20 protein-coding genes are annotated in these 17,796 nt (G+C 65.5%); 3 read left to right on the top strand and 17 right to left on the bottom strand.

All coding sequences use genetic code 11. The features are described from left to right. Nucleotides 1-103: 103 nt before the first annotated feature. Nucleotides 104-2,170, bottom strand: a complete 2,067-nt coding sequence (locus NCR39_RS29850; RefSeq protein WP_250456153.1) for a multicopper oxidase family protein — start codon at nt 2,168-2,170, stop codon at nt 104-106. 251 nt (nt 2,171-2,421) lie between these two features. Between NCR39_RS29850 and NCR39_RS28590 the strand changes: the two genes are divergently transcribed. Continuing rightward, nucleotides 2,422-3,699, top strand: coding sequence for a hypothetical protein (locus tag NCR39_RS28590; RefSeq protein ID WP_250456152.1), 1,278 nt, complete (start codon nt 2,422-2,424; stop codon nt 3,697-3,699). 65 nt (nt 3,700-3,764) lie between these two features. On the opposite strand, the gene NCR39_RS28585 is transcribed toward NCR39_RS28590, so the two are convergent. Beyond that, entirely contained in the window at nt 3,765-4,043 is a 279-nt protein-coding gene (locus tag NCR39_RS28585) for a hypothetical protein (protein WP_250456151.1), read from the bottom strand. Here NCR39_RS28585 and cueO point away from each other — a divergent pair. Continuing rightward, a complete protein-coding gene (gene cueO / locus NCR39_RS28580) occupies nt 4,033-5,586 on the top strand; it encodes a multicopper oxidase CueO (protein ID WP_250456150.1) in 1,554 nt (517 codons plus the stop codon). The two genes, NCR39_RS28585 and cueO, sit on opposite strands and share 11 nt — an antisense overlap. Before the next feature lie 27 nt (nt 5,587-5,613). Here cueO and NCR39_RS28575 read toward each other — a convergent pair whose 3' ends face one another. The 5 genes from NCR39_RS28575 to NCR39_RS28555 form a co-directional block, all read right to left on the bottom strand. Further along, nucleotides 5,614-6,360 carry an SDR family NAD(P)-dependent oxidoreductase gene (locus NCR39_RS28575; protein ID WP_250456149.1) on the bottom strand — a complete coding sequence of 249 codons (747 nt, stop codon included), beginning with the start codon at nt 6,358-6,360 and terminating at the stop codon, nt 5,614-5,616. Between the two features lie 49 nt (nt 6,361-6,409). Further along, nucleotides 6,410-7,258: an alpha/beta fold hydrolase gene (locus NCR39_RS28570; RefSeq protein WP_250456148.1), complete on the bottom strand. Its 849-nt coding sequence runs from the start codon at nt 7,256-7,258 to the stop codon at nt 6,410-6,412. Nucleotides 7,259-7,566: 308 nt separating this feature from the next. Next, nucleotides 7,567-8,061 carry a DUF3237 domain-containing protein gene (locus tag NCR39_RS28565; RefSeq protein WP_250456147.1) on the bottom strand — a complete coding sequence of 165 codons (495 nt, stop codon included), beginning with the start codon at nt 8,059-8,061 and terminating at the stop codon, nt 7,567-7,569. Nucleotides 8,062-8,088: 27 nt separating this feature from the next. Beyond that, nucleotides 8,089-8,838: an SDR family NAD(P)-dependent oxidoreductase gene (locus NCR39_RS28560; protein WP_250456146.1), complete on the bottom strand. Its 750-nt coding sequence runs from the start codon at nt 8,836-8,838 to the stop codon at nt 8,089-8,091. A 58-nt stretch (nt 8,839-8,896) separates the two neighbouring features. Beyond that, entirely contained in the window at nt 8,897-9,271 is a 375-nt protein-coding gene (locus NCR39_RS28555; RefSeq protein ID WP_250456145.1) for a DUF427 domain-containing protein, read from the bottom strand. A gap of 233 nt (nt 9,272-9,504) precedes the next feature. Between NCR39_RS28555 and NCR39_RS28550 the strand changes: the two genes are divergently transcribed. Continuing rightward, a complete protein-coding gene (locus tag NCR39_RS28550; RefSeq protein ID WP_250456240.1) occupies nt 9,505-10,422 on the top strand; it encodes a LysR family transcriptional regulator in 918 nt (305 codons plus the stop codon). Here NCR39_RS28550 and NCR39_RS28545 read toward each other — a convergent pair. The 10 genes from NCR39_RS28545 to NCR39_RS28500 form a co-directional block, all read right to left on the bottom strand. After that, nucleotides 10,401-10,994, bottom strand: a complete 594-nt coding sequence (locus NCR39_RS28545; RefSeq protein ID WP_250456239.1) for a ParB-like protein — start codon at nt 10,992-10,994, stop codon at nt 10,401-10,403. The two genes, NCR39_RS28550 and NCR39_RS28545, sit on opposite strands and share 22 nt — an antisense overlap. A 49-nt stretch (nt 10,995-11,043) precedes the next feature. Continuing rightward, nucleotides 11,044-12,435 (bottom strand): DHA2 family efflux MFS transporter permease subunit, encoded by a 1,392-nt coding sequence (locus NCR39_RS28540; protein WP_250456144.1) that lies wholly within the window; start codon nt 12,433-12,435, stop codon nt 11,044-11,046. Further along, nucleotides 12,432-12,740, bottom strand: a complete 309-nt coding sequence (locus NCR39_RS28535) for a hypothetical protein (protein ID WP_250456143.1) — start codon at nt 12,738-12,740, stop codon at nt 12,432-12,434. The genes NCR39_RS28540 and NCR39_RS28535 overlap by 4 nt, the downstream gene beginning before the upstream one ends. A 40-nt stretch (nt 12,741-12,780) precedes the next feature. After that, nucleotides 12,781-13,230 (bottom strand): MarR family winged helix-turn-helix transcriptional regulator, encoded by a 450-nt coding sequence (locus NCR39_RS28530; protein ID WP_250456142.1) that lies wholly within the window; start codon nt 13,228-13,230, stop codon nt 12,781-12,783. 148 nt (nt 13,231-13,378) lie between these two features. After that, complete coding sequence (gene mdcH, locus NCR39_RS28525) at nt 13,379-14,314, bottom strand: malonate decarboxylase subunit epsilon (RefSeq protein WP_250456141.1); 936 nt, start codon at nt 14,312-14,314, stop codon at nt 13,379-13,381. Beyond that, nucleotides 14,311-14,940 (bottom strand): malonate decarboxylase holo-ACP synthase, encoded by a 630-nt coding sequence (locus NCR39_RS28520; protein ID WP_250456238.1) that lies wholly within the window; start codon nt 14,938-14,940, stop codon nt 14,311-14,313. The genes mdcH and NCR39_RS28520 overlap by 4 nt, the downstream gene beginning before the upstream one ends. After that, complete coding sequence (gene mdcE, locus NCR39_RS28515; RefSeq protein ID WP_250456140.1) at nt 14,940-15,755, bottom strand: biotin-independent malonate decarboxylase subunit gamma; 816 nt, start codon at nt 15,753-15,755, stop codon at nt 14,940-14,942. The genes NCR39_RS28520 and mdcE overlap by 1 nt, the downstream gene beginning before the upstream one ends. Next, on the bottom strand, nt 15,752-16,594 hold the full coding sequence (locus NCR39_RS28510) for a biotin-independent malonate decarboxylase subunit beta (RefSeq protein ID WP_250456139.1): 843 nt from the start codon (nt 16,592-16,594) through the stop codon (nt 15,752-15,754). The genes mdcE and NCR39_RS28510 overlap by 4 nt, the downstream gene beginning before the upstream one ends. After that, nucleotides 16,591-16,893, bottom strand: coding sequence for a malonate decarboxylase subunit delta (locus NCR39_RS28505; RefSeq protein ID WP_250456138.1), 303 nt, complete (start codon nt 16,891-16,893; stop codon nt 16,591-16,593). The genes NCR39_RS28510 and NCR39_RS28505 overlap by 4 nt, the downstream gene beginning before the upstream one ends. A 35-nt stretch (nt 16,894-16,928) precedes the next feature. Beyond that, the gene (locus NCR39_RS28500; RefSeq protein ID WP_250456137.1) at nt 16,929-17,795 is read right to left on the bottom strand and encodes a triphosphoribosyl-dephospho-CoA synthase; all 867 of its coding nucleotides are present in this window, start codon (nt 17,793-17,795) and stop codon (nt 16,929-16,931) included. Nucleotide 17,796: the final 1 nt, after the last annotated feature.

Here is a 17,796-nt window from a genome sequence, read left to right as displayed (position 1 = left end):
TCGTTTCGTTTTCGAACGGAGTCCGGAATGTCGATGCGACAGGGAACGCTGCAAAACTCACGCCGACCAAAAGGCCGCCCAATAGCCGATGCATTTTGCCGAGTCAGTTCGTCACGCGATATGGCCGCATCATCTCGTTGTCTTCATGGGTGAGGACATGACAATGCCAGATGTAATACCCCTGCGTCGGATCGAACGCGTAAAGGTTCTGTCCTGCATAGGATTGACCGGGTTGGACGGGAACGCTGGAAGGCGTCCATCGCACGAGTATCCTGAGCACCTGTCCGGAATGCGCATCGGCTGTGTCTTTCCAGCCGGATTCTCCCGCCGTCGGCGCGATCACGGCGCCCTGAAGATAGCCGCTGAAGGGAAGATTGCCGCCCAGTGCGCCATCCTTGTTGGGCGTTGCGTAGTCCAGCGGCGGCCCGTAATCGGCGCAATAGGTGCCCGCCGTGCATCCGGCCGGCAGCGCCGCCGCACTGCTGCCCGCCGCCCCGAATGCCCGGGTCCAGTCCGCGAGATATTGACTCGTGTTGATCTCCTGACGATTGAGCACCTGAAACTGCGAAAGATGAATATGAACCGGATGGCTCGCTCCGGGCATGGTCGAGAGATAGACGATCTCCCACATTTCCGTCGATCCCACGCGCGGCAATTCGCTGATGCCGTCGCCCGGAAAGTCGTGCGCGATACCCGGCGACTCCAGGCCGTTCCACGCGGTGTTATTGACCAATTCCCTGATGTCGGTGGGAACCGGGCCGCCCGAGCGCTCGACATCGTCGTAGAGAACCATCTGCCTGACGCGGTCCACTTTCACGCCGGGCAATATGCTGCCTTGACCGTCGGTCAGGCGAACCAGCGGATGCGGTCGCGCGCAGATGCCGGCGGATGTATCCGGACTCGCGGGATCGCAACTCGTGTCGGGCGCGGACACCGAGGACGCCACTCTGAACTCCATGATGTCGGGTAACTGGACGTCCTGACCGCCCTGCGTATTCGTGAGTTCGATCGTCTGTCCGGCGAACCCGGAGAAGTCGACGATGATGTCTGCGCGCTCTCCCGGCGAGACCGGCAATCCCGCCGACGCGCCGGTCGAGGAAACGGGCAGCGGAACGGGCTTGTCGAAATAGTTGTCGTCGCTTCCGACCAGATAAGCGGGGGCGCTGCCGAAGACGAAGGTGTATCCGCGATTCAGACTGCCATTGAGAATGTGCAGCCGGTAACGTCGCGGCTCGACGTTCAGGTAGGGAAAGGCCGCGCCGTTCACGACCGCGACATCGCCTTCGAAGATCGGACTCCAGAACGGATGGTTGAGCGATGGCTGCTGGACCGGCAAATAGGACTGGCCGGTGGTGTCGAACATATGGTCCTGCACCGCCATTTCTATTTCGTGGGGACCGTCCGGATACCCTTTTGGCTCCGTGTCGGCGTCTTTGAGGAAATAGAATCCGGCGAGGCCCGCGTACACGTCGAGGCGTGTCGTCCCCAAAGCATGATCGTGGAACCAGAGCGTACCCGGCTCCTGTGAATTCGGATATTCGAGGGTCGCCGCGCCGGGCGCCGGCTTTCCGATGGTGTGATAGTCGGCGCCCATCAGACCGTTCGGCGTGAACCATGATTCCGGATCGCCGTCATCGGCGGCGGGCAGTTCGGCGCCATGCAAATGCACGGCGGCTGGAACCGGACCGATGTAGTTCGATCTGCATGCCGAACTGGTGGCCGCACCTTGCGTGGGCATTCCGCAGCCGCTTTTCAAAGGATCGGCCCAGTGAACGGTCTGATCGAATGGCAGTTCTCCCTGCACCATGCCGGGACCCGTCGGATTGTTCGGATCGAAGCTCGGCAGCCTGTTGACGTAGGTCGTGCGCGTTGCGATGCCGCGCTGGGCCGCAATGGTGACGGCTGGCCAGTGAGCCGGACCGAGCACCGCGCCCGTCTTCGAGTCTGTCGTCTGGTATGTCCAAACGCGCGTCGGGCCCAGCGTCACGCCCGGGCCGCATCGGGCGTAGGAACCCGGCGGCAGTACCTGCTGGCTCGTCTCGGCCATGGTCACGGTCAAATCGGGATGAGCCGCCGCATCCACGCGCGGCAGTTGTCCGGCGGGCCCGAACACCGGCATGGGAATGGCGAACTTCGCGAAGCACGTTCCATCGAGTTTGGTCCTTGTCACGGCTGTCGGGGCGTTGTCGCTATCGTCGCCGTGGCAGCCGTGAGCGAGAAGCACCAGCGACAGCGTAGCCACACTCAAGACGATCGAGCGCCGCAGGGACTGCGTTGCACGCTTGCGGCGCCCTGCTGCATCCCGGGACATGACGTCTCTCCTTTTACGTGCCTGTCGATCCAGCGACTGCGACGCGGACCTCGACCGAGTGAGAATCGAGTAAGAAGTGAGTGAGAAGCGAGTGAAGTGTGTAATATCGAGTGCAATCAGACATCCCCAGAACTGGGGATGCTCGCGCCGAATCCTCTCCTCACGCGGATCCTTTCTTGCAACGCTTCGAACTCACGGACGTTGTCGATCTGATTTATGCTGCCGCGCTCGGCGAAGGTGCGAGCTGGCAGGATCTCGGTGACAGTTTCATGACCCTCATGAACGCCCAGCGCGCCACGCTGTGGCTGGGCGAAGAACCTGGCGCGACAGGCAACCTGTTGATGCACGCCGATTCCTATGACGAGGAGTACGCGTACCGATACGTCGCGATCGACCCTTATCGCGAAGCGGCGGGCAAGGTCGGTCTGGACGAAACCGTGCGCCGCCGGGGAGATATCCGGCTCGGTCACGAGATCATTCCCGATGCAAGCTATGTGAAGAGCGAGTTCTATGTCGACTTCGGCCGCAAGAGTTCGCGTCGCTATATGATCGGCGGCCTGATCGGCACGTCGAAGGTCATTCCGCTGGGGCTGCATCGGGATGTTGCCTCCCAGCCATTCGTCGAGGACGACAAGCGCACGCTTTCCCTGCTCCTTCCGCATCTGCAACGCGCGCTTCAGATGCGTGCGCGGCTGGCGCCCACAGCAGCGAGTCTCGGTGACGGCGCGCTCGATCTATTGCCGCTTGGCGTCATCATCGTCGATCGGGAGATGCGGCTTCTCTACTGCAACGCGGAGGCCGACGCCTTGCTCGGCGATCCGCAATGCGGCCTGTCCATCGCACGGCATGGGCGCGGACCGCATACGAGCGCATCGAGGCTTGTCGCGCGACATCCGGCCGACGACGCGCAACTCTGCAGCCTCGTCGCTGCGGCCTCACGAGGCAGCGCCGGCGGCGGCATGCAGATCCGTGCGCGTTCAAGCGCATTGACCGGCGACTCCGCGACGCTTTCTGCATTGATATGTCCGGCTCTGCGCCATCTGTCGTCGCCAGGGCAACCGAACATGGGCACGAGCGTCGTCGGTGGCGCTGCGACCGTGCTCGCGCGGCGCCTGCTCGGGCGTGCTATTCCACCTTTCGGGCTGCTCATCGATCTGTTCGGTCTCACGCGCTCGGAAGCCGAGGTTGCGGTGGCGTTGGCTGGCGGCGTAACGGCAGAAGAAGTGGCGCGCACGCGAGCTGTCACTCTCGATACGGTACGCAGCCAGATTCGCGCAATACTGAGAAAAACCGGCGCGTCGGGTCTGCGCGATTTCGAGCGGATCATCGCTTTGAGTTCGACGATGCACACGGCGACCGCCGGAAGCCGCAAGACCGGCATCGACTGATATGTTTCGGCCGCCTGCAAGAGCAGGCTCGGACTTGTGACGGGCGATGCACCGGGCCGGCTCCGCTAATGCACGAAATTGTCACGCCGAGCATCGGCGGCTTTCACATCGACAGGAAACAGGAACGCTGCATCGGCTCCGCCATCGCCTACAATGATTTCGTCCCCCGAGTTGCACGAAGCGAGTTGTAGTCGCAGGTTCGCTGCGCCTGAGCGTGTGCGGCGTCGGACACCGCGATGGAGTGCGCCGCACACGCCGTTACGGGCGCCTATGTCGTGGTGATGACCCTTGTTGATCGTGACGCCGGCGTGCCGGCCCTTGCGGGAAATCACCATGCTATCCATGTCGCGCCGCCGGGCGCTTCAGACCGTTGCCGCGCTCGGCGCGCTGGCCGTGCGCCCCGGCTGGGCCGGCAATGCACGCGTCAGCTTGCCCATCCCGCGAGAACGCAGGGCGGACGCGCAAGGCGTGATCGCCTTCGACGCCCGCAGCGCGAGCAAGCGCTTCCTTCACGGACGCAACACGCCGACCTACGGCTACGACGGCGCCTATCTCGGGCCGGCGCTTCGCGTAAGGCGCGGCGAGACGGTGACGATCGACTTCACCAATCGCCTGCCCGAGCCGACCACCGTGCATTGGCACGGCCTGATCATTCCCGGCGATGTCGATGGCGGTCCGCACCGGCCCGTGGCATCCGGCGAGCGCTGGCGGCCCACGCTGCAGATCGACCAGCCCGCCGCCACGCTCTGGTTCCATCCGCATTTTTATCCGTCCACCGCAGCGCAGGTCGTCAGGGGTCTCGCCGGCCTGCTGATCGTCGATGACGAGGAAGCGGAGCGGCTCGCGCTGCCCTCGCGCTGGGGCATCGACGACGTTCCACTGATCATTCAGGACCGGCGCTTTCGCAGCGACGGCGCCTTCTTCGATGCGATGAACATCGTCACGGCGATCAACGGCTATGTCGGCACGCAGCCGCTGGTCAACGGCGCCGTCTATCCTCAGGCGCGCACCGCGCGCGGCTGGGTGCGCTTGCGCGTGCTGGACGGATCCAATGCCCGCAGCTACCGGCTGAGCGCTTCGGACGGTCGCTCGCTGTTCGTCATCGGCTCCGATGGCGGATTGCTGGAGCGTCCGGTCGAGGTGAACGAGATCGTCCTGCACGCGGGCGAGCGCTTCGAGATGATGGTGGATTGCCGCTCGGGCAAACCGTTCGACCTCGTCGCGCAACCCGAGGGCGAAGCCGTCATGCGGCTGCCCCCCTTCGACGCGCCGCTGCGCCTGCTGACGATCCATCCGACGGGCGTGGCGGGAAATAGCCGGCTTCCCGAGGTGCTCGCGAAGTTGCCTTCGTTGCCGGCCGAACCGCCCGAGATCAGCCAGGCGCTGGTCATGAATATGTTCCACGATCAGGCCGGCATGATGCCGCTGATGAAAGCCGGACTCATGATGGGCATGACGCCCCCGGGGCCTGTCGCGCCCGAGACCGTCGCCCGCGTTACCCGGCTGATCGAGGGCGAACCGACTCTGCCGATGGCCGAGCAACTCGCGCTGAATGGCGTCAACGGCAAGCCTTTCGCGCTGAAGGAGCCGGGCTTCGTGGCGGCCCGTGGCGACCTGCTGCGCTGGCGGGTGTCCGAAGGCGACGACAAGATGCTGCATCCGGTGCACATTCATGGCTGCCAGTTTCGCATCCTGTCCGAGAACGGCCGCCCGCCGCAGCCGCATCGCGCCGGCTGGAAGGACATCGCACCGATCACGAATGCCGGCGTCAGCGAGCTGCTGCTGAACTTTCCTCACCCGGCCGATGCCGACGCGCCCTACATGGCGCACTGCCACATCCTGGAACATGAGGACTCCGGCATGATGGCGCAGTTCACGGTGGCGTAGCGCGCGCCGAGCCCGCGCACGCGGCACTCACAGTTTCGAGCCGCCATCGACGCGCAGCGTATCGCCCGTCACCCACCGCGCTGCATCGGACGCGAGGAAAACCGCTGCTCCCGCGATGTCCTCAGGCTGGGCTACGCGCTTGATGGCCTGAATGCCGAGCGTGAAGTCGCGGCCCGCGTCGGTCCGGGCGAAGTTCGACATGTCCGTCTCGACGACGCCCGGCGCGATCGCATTGACGCGAATGCCGCGCTCGCCTAGCTCGGACGCGAAGTGCCGCACGAGCGTATCGATCGCGCCCTTGGTCGCGGCGTAGGCCGACAGATTGTTGACCGCGCTGCGTGCCGCGAGCGACGACAGCAACACGACGCTGCTGCCTTCGCCGAACATCGGCAGCAATTGCTGCACGAGGAAATACGGCGCGCGCACGTTGACCGCGAAGAGATCGTCGAAGTCCTGAACCGTCGTCTCTTCGATGGCAGCCGCTTTGGAGATCCCCGCATTCGCGACGAGGACATCCAGCCGGTCGCCGGCCAATGCGCGAACCCGTTCGGCAAGCTCGTGCGGGCCATCGGAAGCGCGCAGATCGGCCGCTATCTTGTCGGCGCTGCCGCCTGCGGCGCGAATGGCTTCGACGACCGCGTCCGCAGCGTCTTCCGCGCTGCCGAAGTGAACCAGCACGCGCGCGCCGGCCTTTCCCAACGCCAGTGCAATGGCGCGGCCGATGCCGCGCGAAGCGCCCGTGACGAGCGCGGTTTTTCCGGTCAGAGTGGTCATGATCTAGCTCCTTAAGATGAATCACCAAGACGCGCGCGTGTGCAGGGCGTCATTCAGAAAGAAACTGCGCGGCGTGCGCGACAAAGCGTTCGGGATACTGATACAGCGAGCCGTGATTGGCATCCGGATAGATGATCAGTTGGGCATCGGGGATATGCTGCTGAAGAATCCACGAATTGATCGAATAGATGATCACGTCGTCGTCGCCGTTCACGACGAGCGTCGGCTGCGTGATGGCCTCCAGATACGCATACGGGTTCTCGCGCGCGACGCCCCACTTGGCGAGCGCGGCGAGTTGCGCGGGCGCCACCTTGTCGTTCGCTTCGGGATCGCGATTCTCCTTGCGCAGACGAAACCGCTGGAGAAACGCGCGCCCCGCTGCCTGGCTCGCGGCAGACGGCGCGAAATGCACGCGCAACCAGATGTCGTCGGGTTCGTCATAAGTCACGCTGAAGATTTCCTGTGCCTCCGGCGTCAGCGAAGCCATGCCTTCACCGCTGCGCGGGCCGGTGCCGACGAGAATCAGCTTGCGCACGAGTCGAGGTCTCGTGATCGCGAGTTGCTGCGCGATGAGACCGCCCATCGAGAAGCCGAGAACGTCGACCTGTTTCAAATCGAGTGCATCGATGAAGGCCGCCGCGTTCGCCGCCATGTCTTCGATCGATTCGGGCACGGCGCCCGAACTGCTGGAAATGCCGGCGTTATCGAACAGGATCACTTCGCGGCCTTGCGCAAGACCATCGGTGACGGCCGGATCCCAGTGATCCATCGTGCCGGTGAAGTGAATGTTCATGACGAGCGGCACGCCTTGCGGATTGCCGAAACGGCGGTATGCGAACCGGATGCCGTTCGCTTCGACGTATTGCGTGGGTGCGGTCTGGTGAGTATGGCGAGTCATGGCTGTCATCCTTTGAGTGCGGAAGAGAAGTCAGGCGGCTCATATCTCGAACGTATGGCCTGTTCGTCGATGCGTCGCCTGTTGACGTTCAATGTAGGCTCGCCGCGCTCGCCTGAAAAAGACTTTCGAGGCAGGCCGCCATGCATGGCAGGCATGGGCGCTCGCGCATCGGTGCGTGCCATGCCGGATGTCATGCTGTGACCGGAAAGGGTGTCGCGGCGGCGCGGCCTCGCTTGGTGATGAGCGTGTCGAAGACTTCAGCAGAAACGCATCGTTGCGATGCGCGGAATCGACCGGACGGTCATCGCTCAAAGCACTTCGAACACGCTGTACACGGGGCCGTCAGGAAAGCGATGGCCCATGCCGACCGCAAGGACGCGGTTCAGCCATTCGTAGCGGCCCGTCGGCGCTTCGAATAGTGGGTTGATGCGAAAGTAGTAACGCGCGGGGTCGACGGCTTCGCCTTTGTCCAATCGCCGAATCACGTCCGCGGGGCCGTGGCGGATGCCGCGATACGACATCAAGATGGCGACGCCGTCATCGGTTCGCAGCACGAGCCGCACGTCGAGCGTGGTGCTGCCATCGCTGCGCACGGTCTGCCAGTCGCTGCTGCCGTCGAGCACTGCGCCCGAAAGCCGATCGCCCGCGAACGCGCCGGACGGCACGATACCGACACGGCGAAAAGGCCCGGGCGTCTCGCCGACAACGACGATCGGTTTCACGTCGAGGCGAAGCACGAACAGCGGCCGCGTCTGCACGCGCTGCAAGGCGGGAGGCAGATCGTCGAAAAGCGGTGTCGGCATGTCGTTCACCTTGCGGTCTGGGCAGCGTCAGGCAGCCGTTCTTCCACCATTCACGCGCAGCACTTCGCCGGTCATGAAACTCGCCTTCGCCGATGCCACGAACACGATCGCCTCGGCGATCTCCGCGGGCGTGCCCGCGCGCTTGAGCGGAACGGTCGCGAGCATGGCGGCCTTGCGCTCTTGCGAACCGGTCAGGCGGTCGAGCATCTCGGTTTCGACCGGCCCCGGCGCGACGGCATTGATGCGCACGCCGAGCGACGCCGCTTCCAGCGCGGCGGACTTCGTCAGGCCCTCCACGGCGTGCTTGCTCGCGGTGTAGATCGAAAGACCGGCTGCGCCGCGAATGCCCATCGTCGAGGACACGTTGACGATGCTGCCGCTTCCTTGCGAGGACATCGCGCGCAACTCGTGCTTCATCGCGAGCAGCGTGCCGAGCACATTGGCATCGAAGACAGCGGTGTAGCGTTCGGTCGTCTGGTCGACGACGGGCGCGGCCTCGCCCTCGGTGCCGGCGGCGTTCACTGCGACGTCCAGCCGGCCGAAGCGGGAGACGGTTCGCTCGACGAGCGCCTGAACCTGATCTTCGAAGCGGACGTCGGCCTGCACGAACTCGGCTTGCGCGCCGAGCGCGCGGAGTTCATCGGCCAGTTCCTTGCCGGCATCGGCGCGGCGGCCGGAAACAACCACGCGGGCCTTTTCTCTGGCGAATGCAAGCGCCGCGGCGCGGCCGATACCGGACAGAGCGCCGGTGATGAGAACCACGGGCATGTCATTCATTTCGGCTTCCTGATCGAATTTCGAGTCTCAGAGACCATGAAGGCGCAACCATGAGAAGTCAGTGCTTCTCTTCGATCGAGTCCACGCGGTCGGGATAGAACGCAAGGTGGCCGCGAATCGATTCCACGGCTTCATACGGCTCTTCATACGTCCAGACGGCGTTCGTTCCCTGTTCGCCGGCGGACGAAATCGAAAAGTACGCGCACTCGCCTTTGTATGGGCAATACGTCGCGTGCTCCGTGCGTTCGAGGCGCGTCATGTCGACGTCCTTTCGCGGGATATACAGCACCGCCGGGTAACTCGCTTCGCGCAACGTCAAGGCGTCGTGCGTATCGGCGATGACCGTGCCGCCCGTCGTGACGACCACGCGCGAAGCGTTACGTTCGATGGTGATGGGATGGCTGGCGTCCGGCACTTTGATGGTTCTGGACATGACGGTGTTCCTCTGACAAGTGGGTTCCTTCGGCGATTCAGCGATTCGGCTGACGGCGGCTGCTTGCGTCACGGCACGCGACGGTGCGTGGCTGTCACTCACCTTTCGGCATCACGTTGCTGGCAACGCGTAAGACATGCGCCGCCGATCAAAACCAAAGATAGACGATGCTTGCCGCCGCGAGAAAGACTTTATAAGCTGCCCTCCATACCTACGGGGCATGGGACATGAACATGGAACTGCGCCACTTGCGGTACTTCATCGCGGTCGCGGAAGAAGGCAGCCTGACGGTGGCAGCGGAAAAACGCCTGCACACGTCGCAACCCTCGCTGAGCCGGCAGATTCGCGACCTCGAATATCAGGTTGGCGTGCAGTTGCTGATGCGCAGCGCGCGCGGCGTCGAACTGACCGATGCCGGGCGGGCATTTCTCGATCAGGCGAGGCTCGCGCTGGCGCAAGTGGACGCCGCACGCGAAGCCGCGCGCCGCGCAGCGCGGCCCGCCAAGCCGGTTTTCGCGGTCGGATTCCTGAGCGGTCAGGAAGTCGTCTGGCTCGCCGAAGCGACGCGCGCGCTGGCAGGCGATCTGCAGAACATCGAAATGAAAGTATCGAGCGAGCACTCGCCGGAACTCGCGGAGGGATTGTCGATGGGACGGCTGGATATTGCTTTCATGCGGGCCGAGCCGGGGCGGCCGGCACTGGAATATGTGACCGTCGCCCGCGAGCCGTTCATCGTCGTGATGCCGAGCGATCACCGCCTCACGGCCCACAGGAAAGTGGACGTGCATGAGCTTGCCGGCGAGCTGTTCATCGGCGGATCGGAAGTCGCGGGCCCGATGCGCAGCGTCATCGAACGCTATCTGACCGAGAACGGTCTCGATATCGAACCCGCACATCGCGTCCACAATCTGACGATGGCGTTGTCCCTTATTACATCGACGCGCGGTGTCGCGTTGTTGCCATCGTATGCCGAGAATTTCCTGCCCGGGTCGGTCACGAGCCGGCCGCTCAAAGGCGAAGCGCCGACGATCGATCTCGTCGTCGGCTACAGCAAGACCCATCGCTCACCGATCGTCGAACTCTTTCTCTCGCGAATCGACCTGATTCGAAAGTGCCAGCCGCGAGACACTCAATCAACCGGTCCCAAATAACCCGGAAGCCCGAGCGCCGATTTGCTTCGCGCGAGTCTTACTGCCTTCTTCACCAGTGACTCGAACTCACTATCGCCATCGGGTTTCGGCAGATGAGTTCGAAAAAAATCGGCCCATCGAAATTCCTCTAGCGGGACGGGAGTCTTCTCGTAGCCGCCCGCCTCACGCACCGACGCCGACAGGCTGCGAAAGACGTCATCGTCGAGATCCCAAACATGCTTGCGCATCTCCGAGAACGAGACGCGCCGGCCATTCGCGTCGTAGGGATAAGTCCAGCGCTTGTTTTCCAGCGTCAGCCAGAATTCGGCCCTCGATAACGCCGACAAGTCTTCGAGAAGAACGACCGGAACGCTCTCGATTTTCGCCATCCACAATGCGGCGGCAACGTGATGATGGTCGGTTGCATACGCCGCGTCATCCGGGCCGCACACAATGGGAACGGGTTTCTCCGCGATCGCCATCTCAAGTTCGTGCCCCGTCAAAGACGCATAAGTCTTCGCTTTCTCGCGCACTTCGCGCATTCCGTGGGTCAGTTGAGTCGGGCGTAGTCGAGCGATCTTTACCGTCTTCATCATCTTCTCCGATCAGCTTTGCTCGGCTTTTAGCAACTTTCGCGCCGCGTCAGCTTCGCTTTCGCGAGCCACCTCTGCCCGGCAGCCGCACCACCGTCACGACCATCACCGCATGCACGATACCGAGCAGCAGAAATGCAGCTTCCCACGCGTTGACTCCGGCAAGCGTCGGCGGCGCGCTGAGCCATTGCGCCAGCACCAGCGCGCAGAGCGTCGTCACGGTCGGTCCGCCGAGCCGCTGCAGAATGTTGAGCGTCGTGGTCGCCATCGGCAGATTGCGCGGCTCGACCGACGCGTAGGCGGCCGACATCGCCGGCAGCGCCGTCGCACCGAGTCCCGCGCCACGCACGAACAACGTCGGCACGAGCGCGGCGACCTGCAACGGACGCGAGGCCAGCCACGCCAGCATCAACGTCGCGGCGAGCGACAGCAACGCGCCACCGGCCGCGACCGCGCGACCGCCGAAGCGTCCGGTCAGAAAACCCAGCGACGGAAACGCGACCATCATTCCCAGACCGAGCGGCGCGAGCAGCCAGCCCATTTCCGCAGGAGAACGGCCGCACGCCTGAATGAGAAAAAGCGGAATCAACATCTGCCCGGCGAACATCGCGCCGTTCGACAAGAATTGCACGCACGCCGCCACCGTGAACGCGCGCTTGCGAAACTGGCTCAGATCGATCAGCGCCCGCCCGGCCTTGCGCGCTTCCACCCGCAAGAAAACGACGAGCAGCACGACGCCCGCCACCATTGCGACGATGCCCGCATGTTGGCGGATGCGCTCCGCGCCGAGCAGTATCAAGGCGAGTCCGGGCGATAGCAGAATCAGCCCGAGCCAGTCCAGTTCGCGCGGACGACGAACATCGCGATCGTCCGGCAGAAACATCATCGACAAAACGAACGCGAGCACGCCGACCGGAAGGTTCACGAGAAACAGCCAACGCCACGACGCATGCCGAAGGATGACGCCGGCGATCACCGGACCGAGCAGCGGCCCGAGCAGAATCGGGACGGTCGCGTAGCCCGCCACGCGTGTGAACTGGTTGCCCGCCGCGCGCTTCATCATCAACTGCGCCATCGGTGCGAGCAGACCGCCGCTCGCGCCCTGCAACAGACGAAAGCCGATCAGCGCATCAGCCGACCATGCGAGACCGCACAACAGCGAACTGAGCGTGAACGACGCGAAGCACCACAGATAAAGCGCCTTCGCGCCGATCCTGTCGATCAGCCAGCCGTTGAGCGGCAGCACCAGCGTGAGCGCAAGCAGATATCCGCTCGTGACCCATTGGATGGCCGGCAACGTGGCATGGAGATCCTGTGCCAGCGTCGACAGCGATACGTTGACGATAGTCGCATCCAGCTGCGCGAGCAGCGAGCCGAGCACGGCGACGGCGGTGATTTTCCAGACGAGCAGATCGAGCCGGTCGGGTTGCGTCGCGCTCAAAACAGCCCTTCGCGACGCACGCGGCCAAAATGAAGCGATGCGAACACGCCCATGACCAGCACGCCGACCAAGAGCGCCGCGCTATCCATGTTCACGCCCGGCGCGAACGGGCGATGAATCAGCAGCGCCAGCCCGATCAAAGCGTTCAGCATGCCCCACAGAAAATTGGTCAGCGGCGACGACGGCCCCTTGCCATGCGGCCTCGAAAACGGAGAAGGAAACACCTCGCCGCGCAAGCCCGCGGTGAGATGCGGCATCGCGTTGCACAAGAAGGCGCCCGCGAAAAAGGCCTCGACGAAACTCATGGTTCGGTCCTTTCAAGAGAAACGGTAGAAGCCGCGAAGGCTAGGGAAGCGTGGAATCGCCGAGTCGCCGGATGAGCGGAATGGCGGCGGCAAGCGTCGCGACGTCGTGCGCGTCGAACTCTTCGAGCTTCGTCAGAAGCCAGTCGCGCTTGGCCGCCGTGCGCCGCTTGCGTTCGTCCAGCCCTTTGCGCGTGATCGCGAACAGAATCTGGCGGCCGTCCGTGGGATGCGGTTCGCGCTCGACACATGCCTCTTCTTCGAGGCTCGCGAGGATGGTCTTCATGGACTGCGGCTTCATCGATTCGGCGCGCGCGAGATCCGCGGTGGTCATCGGTCCATCGCGCTCCAACCGCGCGAGCACGCTGGACTGCGACAGGTTCAGGTCGCCGGAATGGGTGCTGCGCAGCCGCCGCAAAAGCTGGCCAACAGCCAGCGTGAGATCGGAGACGACGCTTTCAAGCGGCGGAGTGGATTGGCGGGAGCGAGTCATGCGCGAAGCATAAGACACGACAGCTAAACTTGCAAGTTTAGCTGTCGATTTGCGGAGCAAGCGCGAACACGGCCACGACGCTTAATCGTCCTTCCGACTATGCGCCGCAATGTAGTCGATCAGCAGCCGCACCGACGGCAGCATTGCGTCACGCCTGCGCGCGTCGGCAGGCGGCCCGTACACGCGCGGCGACCGATGCGGCCGGCGACGCATCCATCGCGATCGCGGCGGCGTCCGGCAGCGCATCGGTGGCAAGTTGGGCGAGCGTCTGACCCGGCGGCATCTCGACGAAGACGTTCGCGCCGAGTTCGGACAGCGCGACGGTGGAATCGTGCCAGCGCACCGGATAGCGCAGATTGGTGGCGAGGTCTTCGCGCACGGCATCGGCGTGGCGCAGCACGCGCGCACCACGATTGCCGACGTACGGAATGCGCGGCGCGCCGATCCGCACGTCGCGCGCGGCTTCGGTCAACTGCATGGCGGCGTCGTCGAGCAGCACGCAATGCGACGGCACGCTCACGCACAGGCGCTCGGCCTTGCGCGCGCCCCGCGAGAGCGCGATGTCGCGGACCTGGGCGAGCGCGGCGTCGCCGCCCGACACGACCATCTGGCGCGGCGCGTTCAGATTGCCGATGTAGGCGTCGGCGCCGCTGTCGGCAATCGCGCGGGCAAGCTCCGTTTCGTTCAGGCCGAGCACCGCGAGCATGCCGTAGCCGTGCGGATAGGCGTTCTGCATCAGCGTGGCGCGCAGTTGCACGAGCTTCAGCGCGTCGGCGAACGCAATCGCACCGCACACGACCGCCGCGCCGTACGCGCCCACCGAAAGCCCTGCGACCGCCTCCGGCTCGATGCCTTCGCCGGCGAGCGCGCGCGCGCCCGCCACGCCCGCCGCCACGAGCGCGACCTGCACCGCGACGGTCGATGCGAGCGCGTCCGCCGTATCGAGCGCGAGGACGTTTTCGCCGAGCGCATCCGATGCCTCGTCCAGCGTGCGCACGATTTCCGGATGCGTTTTGTCACCGCCGAGCCGATGCATGAAGCCCGGCGTTTGCGCCCCTTGGCCCGGAAAGAGATACGCGATCATGTCGCCGCCCACGGATCGATCGCGAGGCGCGGGCCATCGGCGCTGCGCAGCAGCACGCGCAGATTCGTGCGCGCGAATTCGGCGAGCGAAAAGGCCGCGTCGGGCGTTTCGAGCTGCACGTCGATGCGCGTCCCTGCCTGCCGCGCGGCGTGCGAGAGCGCGTCGAAGAGCGATGACGCGTCCGCGCGCGGCAGCGGCGTCGGCGTGCGCACGACGATGTCGAGGTCGCTGTCAGGCGTGATCGTGGGCAGCGCGCTCGCAAGCTCGAATCCCGCGCTGCCCGCGGGGCCCCAGTCGAGACCGCGCGCGTCGATGATCGGCGCTGCCGCGCGCAGCAACGCGAACGCGGGCAAGCCGGCGCGCGCGGGATCGGGCGCGCGCGTGCGCAGATCTTCGGGACTGAGAAGCGCGTCGATCCAGCGCGGCTCGATCCACGTGCCGAAGCGTTCGCCGCGCGTGCCGCCGCGCACGCCGACCGCGATGCCTTCGCCGATGCGCGGCGCGCGCCGCACGACGACGAAGGGCGCGCGCGCAAGCGCTGTCGCGACCCACGCGGGCGCATCGCCGAAAGCAGGCGTGCCGGGCGCGAGACGCAACAGATCGTGCGGACGCGGCGCGCGGTGCATCACGCGTCCCACTGCTCGCGCATGCGCCTGCGCACTTCGATGGACGCGGCGCGCGTGCGCTTCGCATCGGCGGAAGCGAGCCGGTTCGAGAGATCGCGCGAGCCGTCGCGCGCATCCTTCACCGCAGCCGCGAGCGATGCCTTCACGCGTTCGATGTCGGCGGGAGAAGGCGCATCGGCATCGACGTTTTCGATCAGTTCGTGCAGCAGCCCGAGCTTCGCATAGGCGCTCATCTTGTAGGACATCGGCAAGACCGTGTCGCCGAGCGCGTCGAGACTCTCCACGCTGCGACGCGTGACGCGCGCGGCGGCTTCCTTGCCCATCGCGTGAACGGCGGTGCCGGGCGCGTCGAGCGCGACGATGCGGTTCGCCTGATAGCCGTGCGCGAGGTACGCACCCGACATCGCCGGACCGACGATCAGCGCGATCACCGGATGTCCGGCGAGGCGCGCGCTCGCGTACGCATCCACGGCGGCCGCGCACGCGAGATGGATGCCGAGCAGTTCCTCGCGGCGTCCGTACGCCTGGCTCTTCACGTCGACGACGGCGACGACCGGGCGCTTCACATCGGCATCGCGATCGGCGTCGATGACGTCGCGCACGGCGCGCGCAAGCAGCCAGCCTTGTTCGAGGCCGACGACGTTATCGGTCGCGCGCGGGAAGCGGTTCTGCGGATCGGGCACGACGGCGATGAAACGCGCGCGCTCGCCGCCGAGCTGGCCGTCGCGGGCGCGAACCGGGCCGCTTTCGGCCCCGGCGGAATCGGACGCGAGCGCGTCGAGCCAGCGCGCGCCACGGGAAAGCGTGTCGGTCATGATGTGCCCCAGAGGTTGCGCAGCGTGTCGGGATCGATGGCGTCGGGATTCACTTGCGCGAGCCGCGCGACGTAACCGTCGACGTCCTCGGTGCGATGCCGCTTCGGCACGCCGCGCGCGAACGCGGCGAGCACGGCGTCGCGCACCTGATCGGTATCGTCTTCGACGAGCGTATCCGCCAGCCCGACCGCGACGCGTTCCTCGCCGCCGATCATCGACCAGATCAGGCGGCGATCGCTCGCATCCAGTTCCTCGATGCCCGCTTCCTGTTCGATCACTTCCGGTCCGTTCATGCCGAGCCGCGCCTGACGCGTCATCACGAGTTCGGTGCAGAGCGCCGCCGCGAGCGACATGCCGCCGAAGCAGCCGACCATCCCGCCGATCACGCCGACGACCGGCACATGACGCCGCAACGCGACGATCGCCGCCTGAATCTCGGCGATGACCGCAAGCCCGAGGTTCGCTTCCTGCAGGCGCACGCCGCCGGTTTCGAACAGCACGACGGGGCGGATCGGACGGCCGGCCTCGCATTCGCTCAAGGCCATTTCGAGCGCCGCCGCGATCTTCGCGCCCGACACTTCGCCGATGCTGCCGCCCTGGAACGCAGGCTCGATCGCGGCGATCACCGCAGGCTCGCCGCCGAGCGTGCCGCGTGCGATGACCGCGCCGTCGTCGGCCTGGCAAACGATGTTCTGCATGGCGAGCCAAGGCGATTCGAGCTTGTCGAACGGTCCGAGCAATTCGCGGAACGTTCCCTTGTCCAGCAGCGCGCGTGCGCGTTCGCGCGCCGTCAGTTCGATGAAGCTGTGCCGCGCGAGAAAAGTGTCGTGCGCGTTCATGCCGGGTCTCCTTCGCTCGCTTCCACCGCTTCGTTGAGGCGCAGCATGACGACGCCGGGCGTCGCGCCGAAGTCGTTGAGTTCGATTTTCGCCGCGCCGTCGTAGCGCTGGAAGAAGCGGTCCAGCACGCTCTTCCACACATGACCGTAGCCGTCGACGCTCGTGCGGATCACCACTTCCGCGTTCGCCGTCTGCGACGGCGAAAGCAGCACTTCGAGATCGCCCGAGCCGACCACGCCCACATGCGCGCGGCGCGTGACGGGCCGTTTGGCCGGGTATTCGTATCGCATGTTTTCCATCGTTCGTTCCTCTTCGATGCGCTTCGTGGTGCCTTTCAGGCGAGGCGCCTGAGACTGTCGAGAAAGAGCGTCGCGGCGAGCAGGTCGGCGGCGCCGCCCGGCGATGCGTTCAGCGCCAGCAATTCGGCGTCGAGCCGGGCGAGCGCGGCGCGGCCCTCTTCCGTGCCCGCGCCGCCTGCGCGCATCACGCGCTCCGCGCCGCGTTGCGCCGTGGCGAGCGCCGTCGTTCCGCCGCGATGCAGCAGGCACGTATCGTCCAGCGACGCGATGATCGCGATGAGCGTATCGAGCCGCGCGTCGGATTCGGCGAGACCGCGCGCGCGCGCATCGTCGAGCGCGGGCAGGCCGACGAGCCGCGCATGCGGAAAGCCCTCGCGCGCTTCGCCCCGCGCGCCCGCGACGCGATAACGTTCGCTCACGCGCGCGCCGTGACTCGTCGCGACGGACGCGGGCGCGTAGCGGTCGTCGTACTGTGCGATCGCGGCGGCGGATGCGCAGATCGCCTCGCTGTCGCCGGGTGCATGCATCGCCGCGCCCGCGCACAACAAGCCGACGATCCAGATTGCTCCGCGATGCGCGTTGCTGCCGTTCGTCGCGCGCATCATCGCGGCTTCGCCTTCGCGGCCGATGCGCGCCAGTCGCTCGCGCAACGCCTGCGACGGCTGCACGCCGCACGCGGCGCGCGCGATCGCGAGGAAGGTCGGTTGCAGTGCGCGCGCGGAACGCAGCATCGTGTCGAGATCGAGATCGCGATGCGCGCCGCTGCCGCGTTCATCGACGAGCGCGGGCTTCGGCGTGAGACGCGCCTCGGCGATGAGCGCATCGACGGCGTGTGTCGCGATGGTCAGCGGCGGCGCGACGAATGCTTCGGCGTCGCGGCGCAAAAGGGAAATGGCGTTCATC

Source organism: Caballeronia sp. ATUFL_M2_KS44, assembly GCF_023630965.1.
Classification (GTDB): domain Bacteria; phylum Pseudomonadota; class Gammaproteobacteria; order Burkholderiales; family Burkholderiaceae; genus Caballeronia; species Caballeronia concitans.
Note: the sequence above shows the minus strand (reverse complement) of the source record. Positions and strands in the feature narration are given on the sequence as shown.

Coding starts and splice junctions, on each gene's coding strand:
- cueO (WP_250456150.1), top strand. CDS start 4,033: ATGCTATCCATGTCGCGCCGCCGGGCGCTTCAGACCGTTGCCGCGCTC.
- NCR39_RS28585 (WP_250456151.1), bottom strand. CDS start 4,043: ATGGATAGCATGGTGATTTCCCGCAAGGGCCGGCACGCCGGCGTCACG.
- NCR39_RS28575 (WP_250456149.1), bottom strand. CDS start 6,360: ATGACCACTCTGACCGGAAAAACCGCGCTCGTCACGGGCGCTTCGCGC.
- NCR39_RS28570 (WP_250456148.1), bottom strand. CDS start 7,258: ATGACTCGCCATACTCACCAGACCGCACCCACGCAATACGTCGAAGCG.
- NCR39_RS28565 (WP_250456147.1), bottom strand. CDS start 8,061: ATGCCGACACCGCTTTTCGACGATCTGCCTCCCGCCTTGCAGCGCGTG.
- NCR39_RS28560 (WP_250456146.1), bottom strand. CDS start 8,838: ATGAATGACATGCCCGTGGTTCTCATCACCGGCGCTCTGTCCGGTATC.
- NCR39_RS28555 (WP_250456145.1), bottom strand. CDS start 9,271: ATGTCCAGAACCATCAAAGTGCCGGACGCCAGCCATCCCATCACCATC.
- NCR39_RS28550 (WP_250456240.1), top strand. CDS start 9,505: ATGGAACTGCGCCACTTGCGGTACTTCATCGCGGTCGCGGAAGAAGGC.
- NCR39_RS28545 (WP_250456239.1), bottom strand. CDS start 10,994: ATGAAGACGGTAAAGATCGCTCGACTACGCCCGACTCAACTGACCCAC.
- NCR39_RS28535 (WP_250456143.1), bottom strand. CDS start 12,740: ATGAGTTTCGTCGAGGCCTTTTTCGCGGGCGCCTTCTTGTGCAACGCG.
- NCR39_RS28530 (WP_250456142.1), bottom strand. CDS start 13,230: ATGACTCGCTCCCGCCAATCCACTCCGCCGCTTGAAAGCGTCGTCTCC.
- mdcH (WP_250456141.1), bottom strand. CDS start 14,314: ATGATCGCGTATCTCTTTCCGGGCCAAGGGGCGCAAACGCCGGGCTTC.
- NCR39_RS28520 (WP_250456238.1), bottom strand. CDS start 14,940: ATGCACCGCGCGCCGCGTCCGCACGATCTGTTGCGTCTCGCGCCCGGC.
- mdcE (WP_250456140.1), bottom strand. CDS start 15,755: ATGACCGACACGCTTTCCCGTGGCGCGCGCTGGCTCGACGCGCTCGCG.
- NCR39_RS28510 (WP_250456139.1), bottom strand. CDS start 16,594: ATGAACGCGCACGACACTTTTCTCGCGCGGCACAGCTTCATCGAACTG.
- NCR39_RS28505 (WP_250456138.1), bottom strand. CDS start 16,893: ATGGAAAACATGCGATACGAATACCCGGCCAAACGGCCCGTCACGCGC.
- NCR39_RS28500 (WP_250456137.1), bottom strand. CDS start 17,795: ATGAACGCCATTTCCCTTTTGCGCCGCGACGCCGAAGCATTCGTCGCG.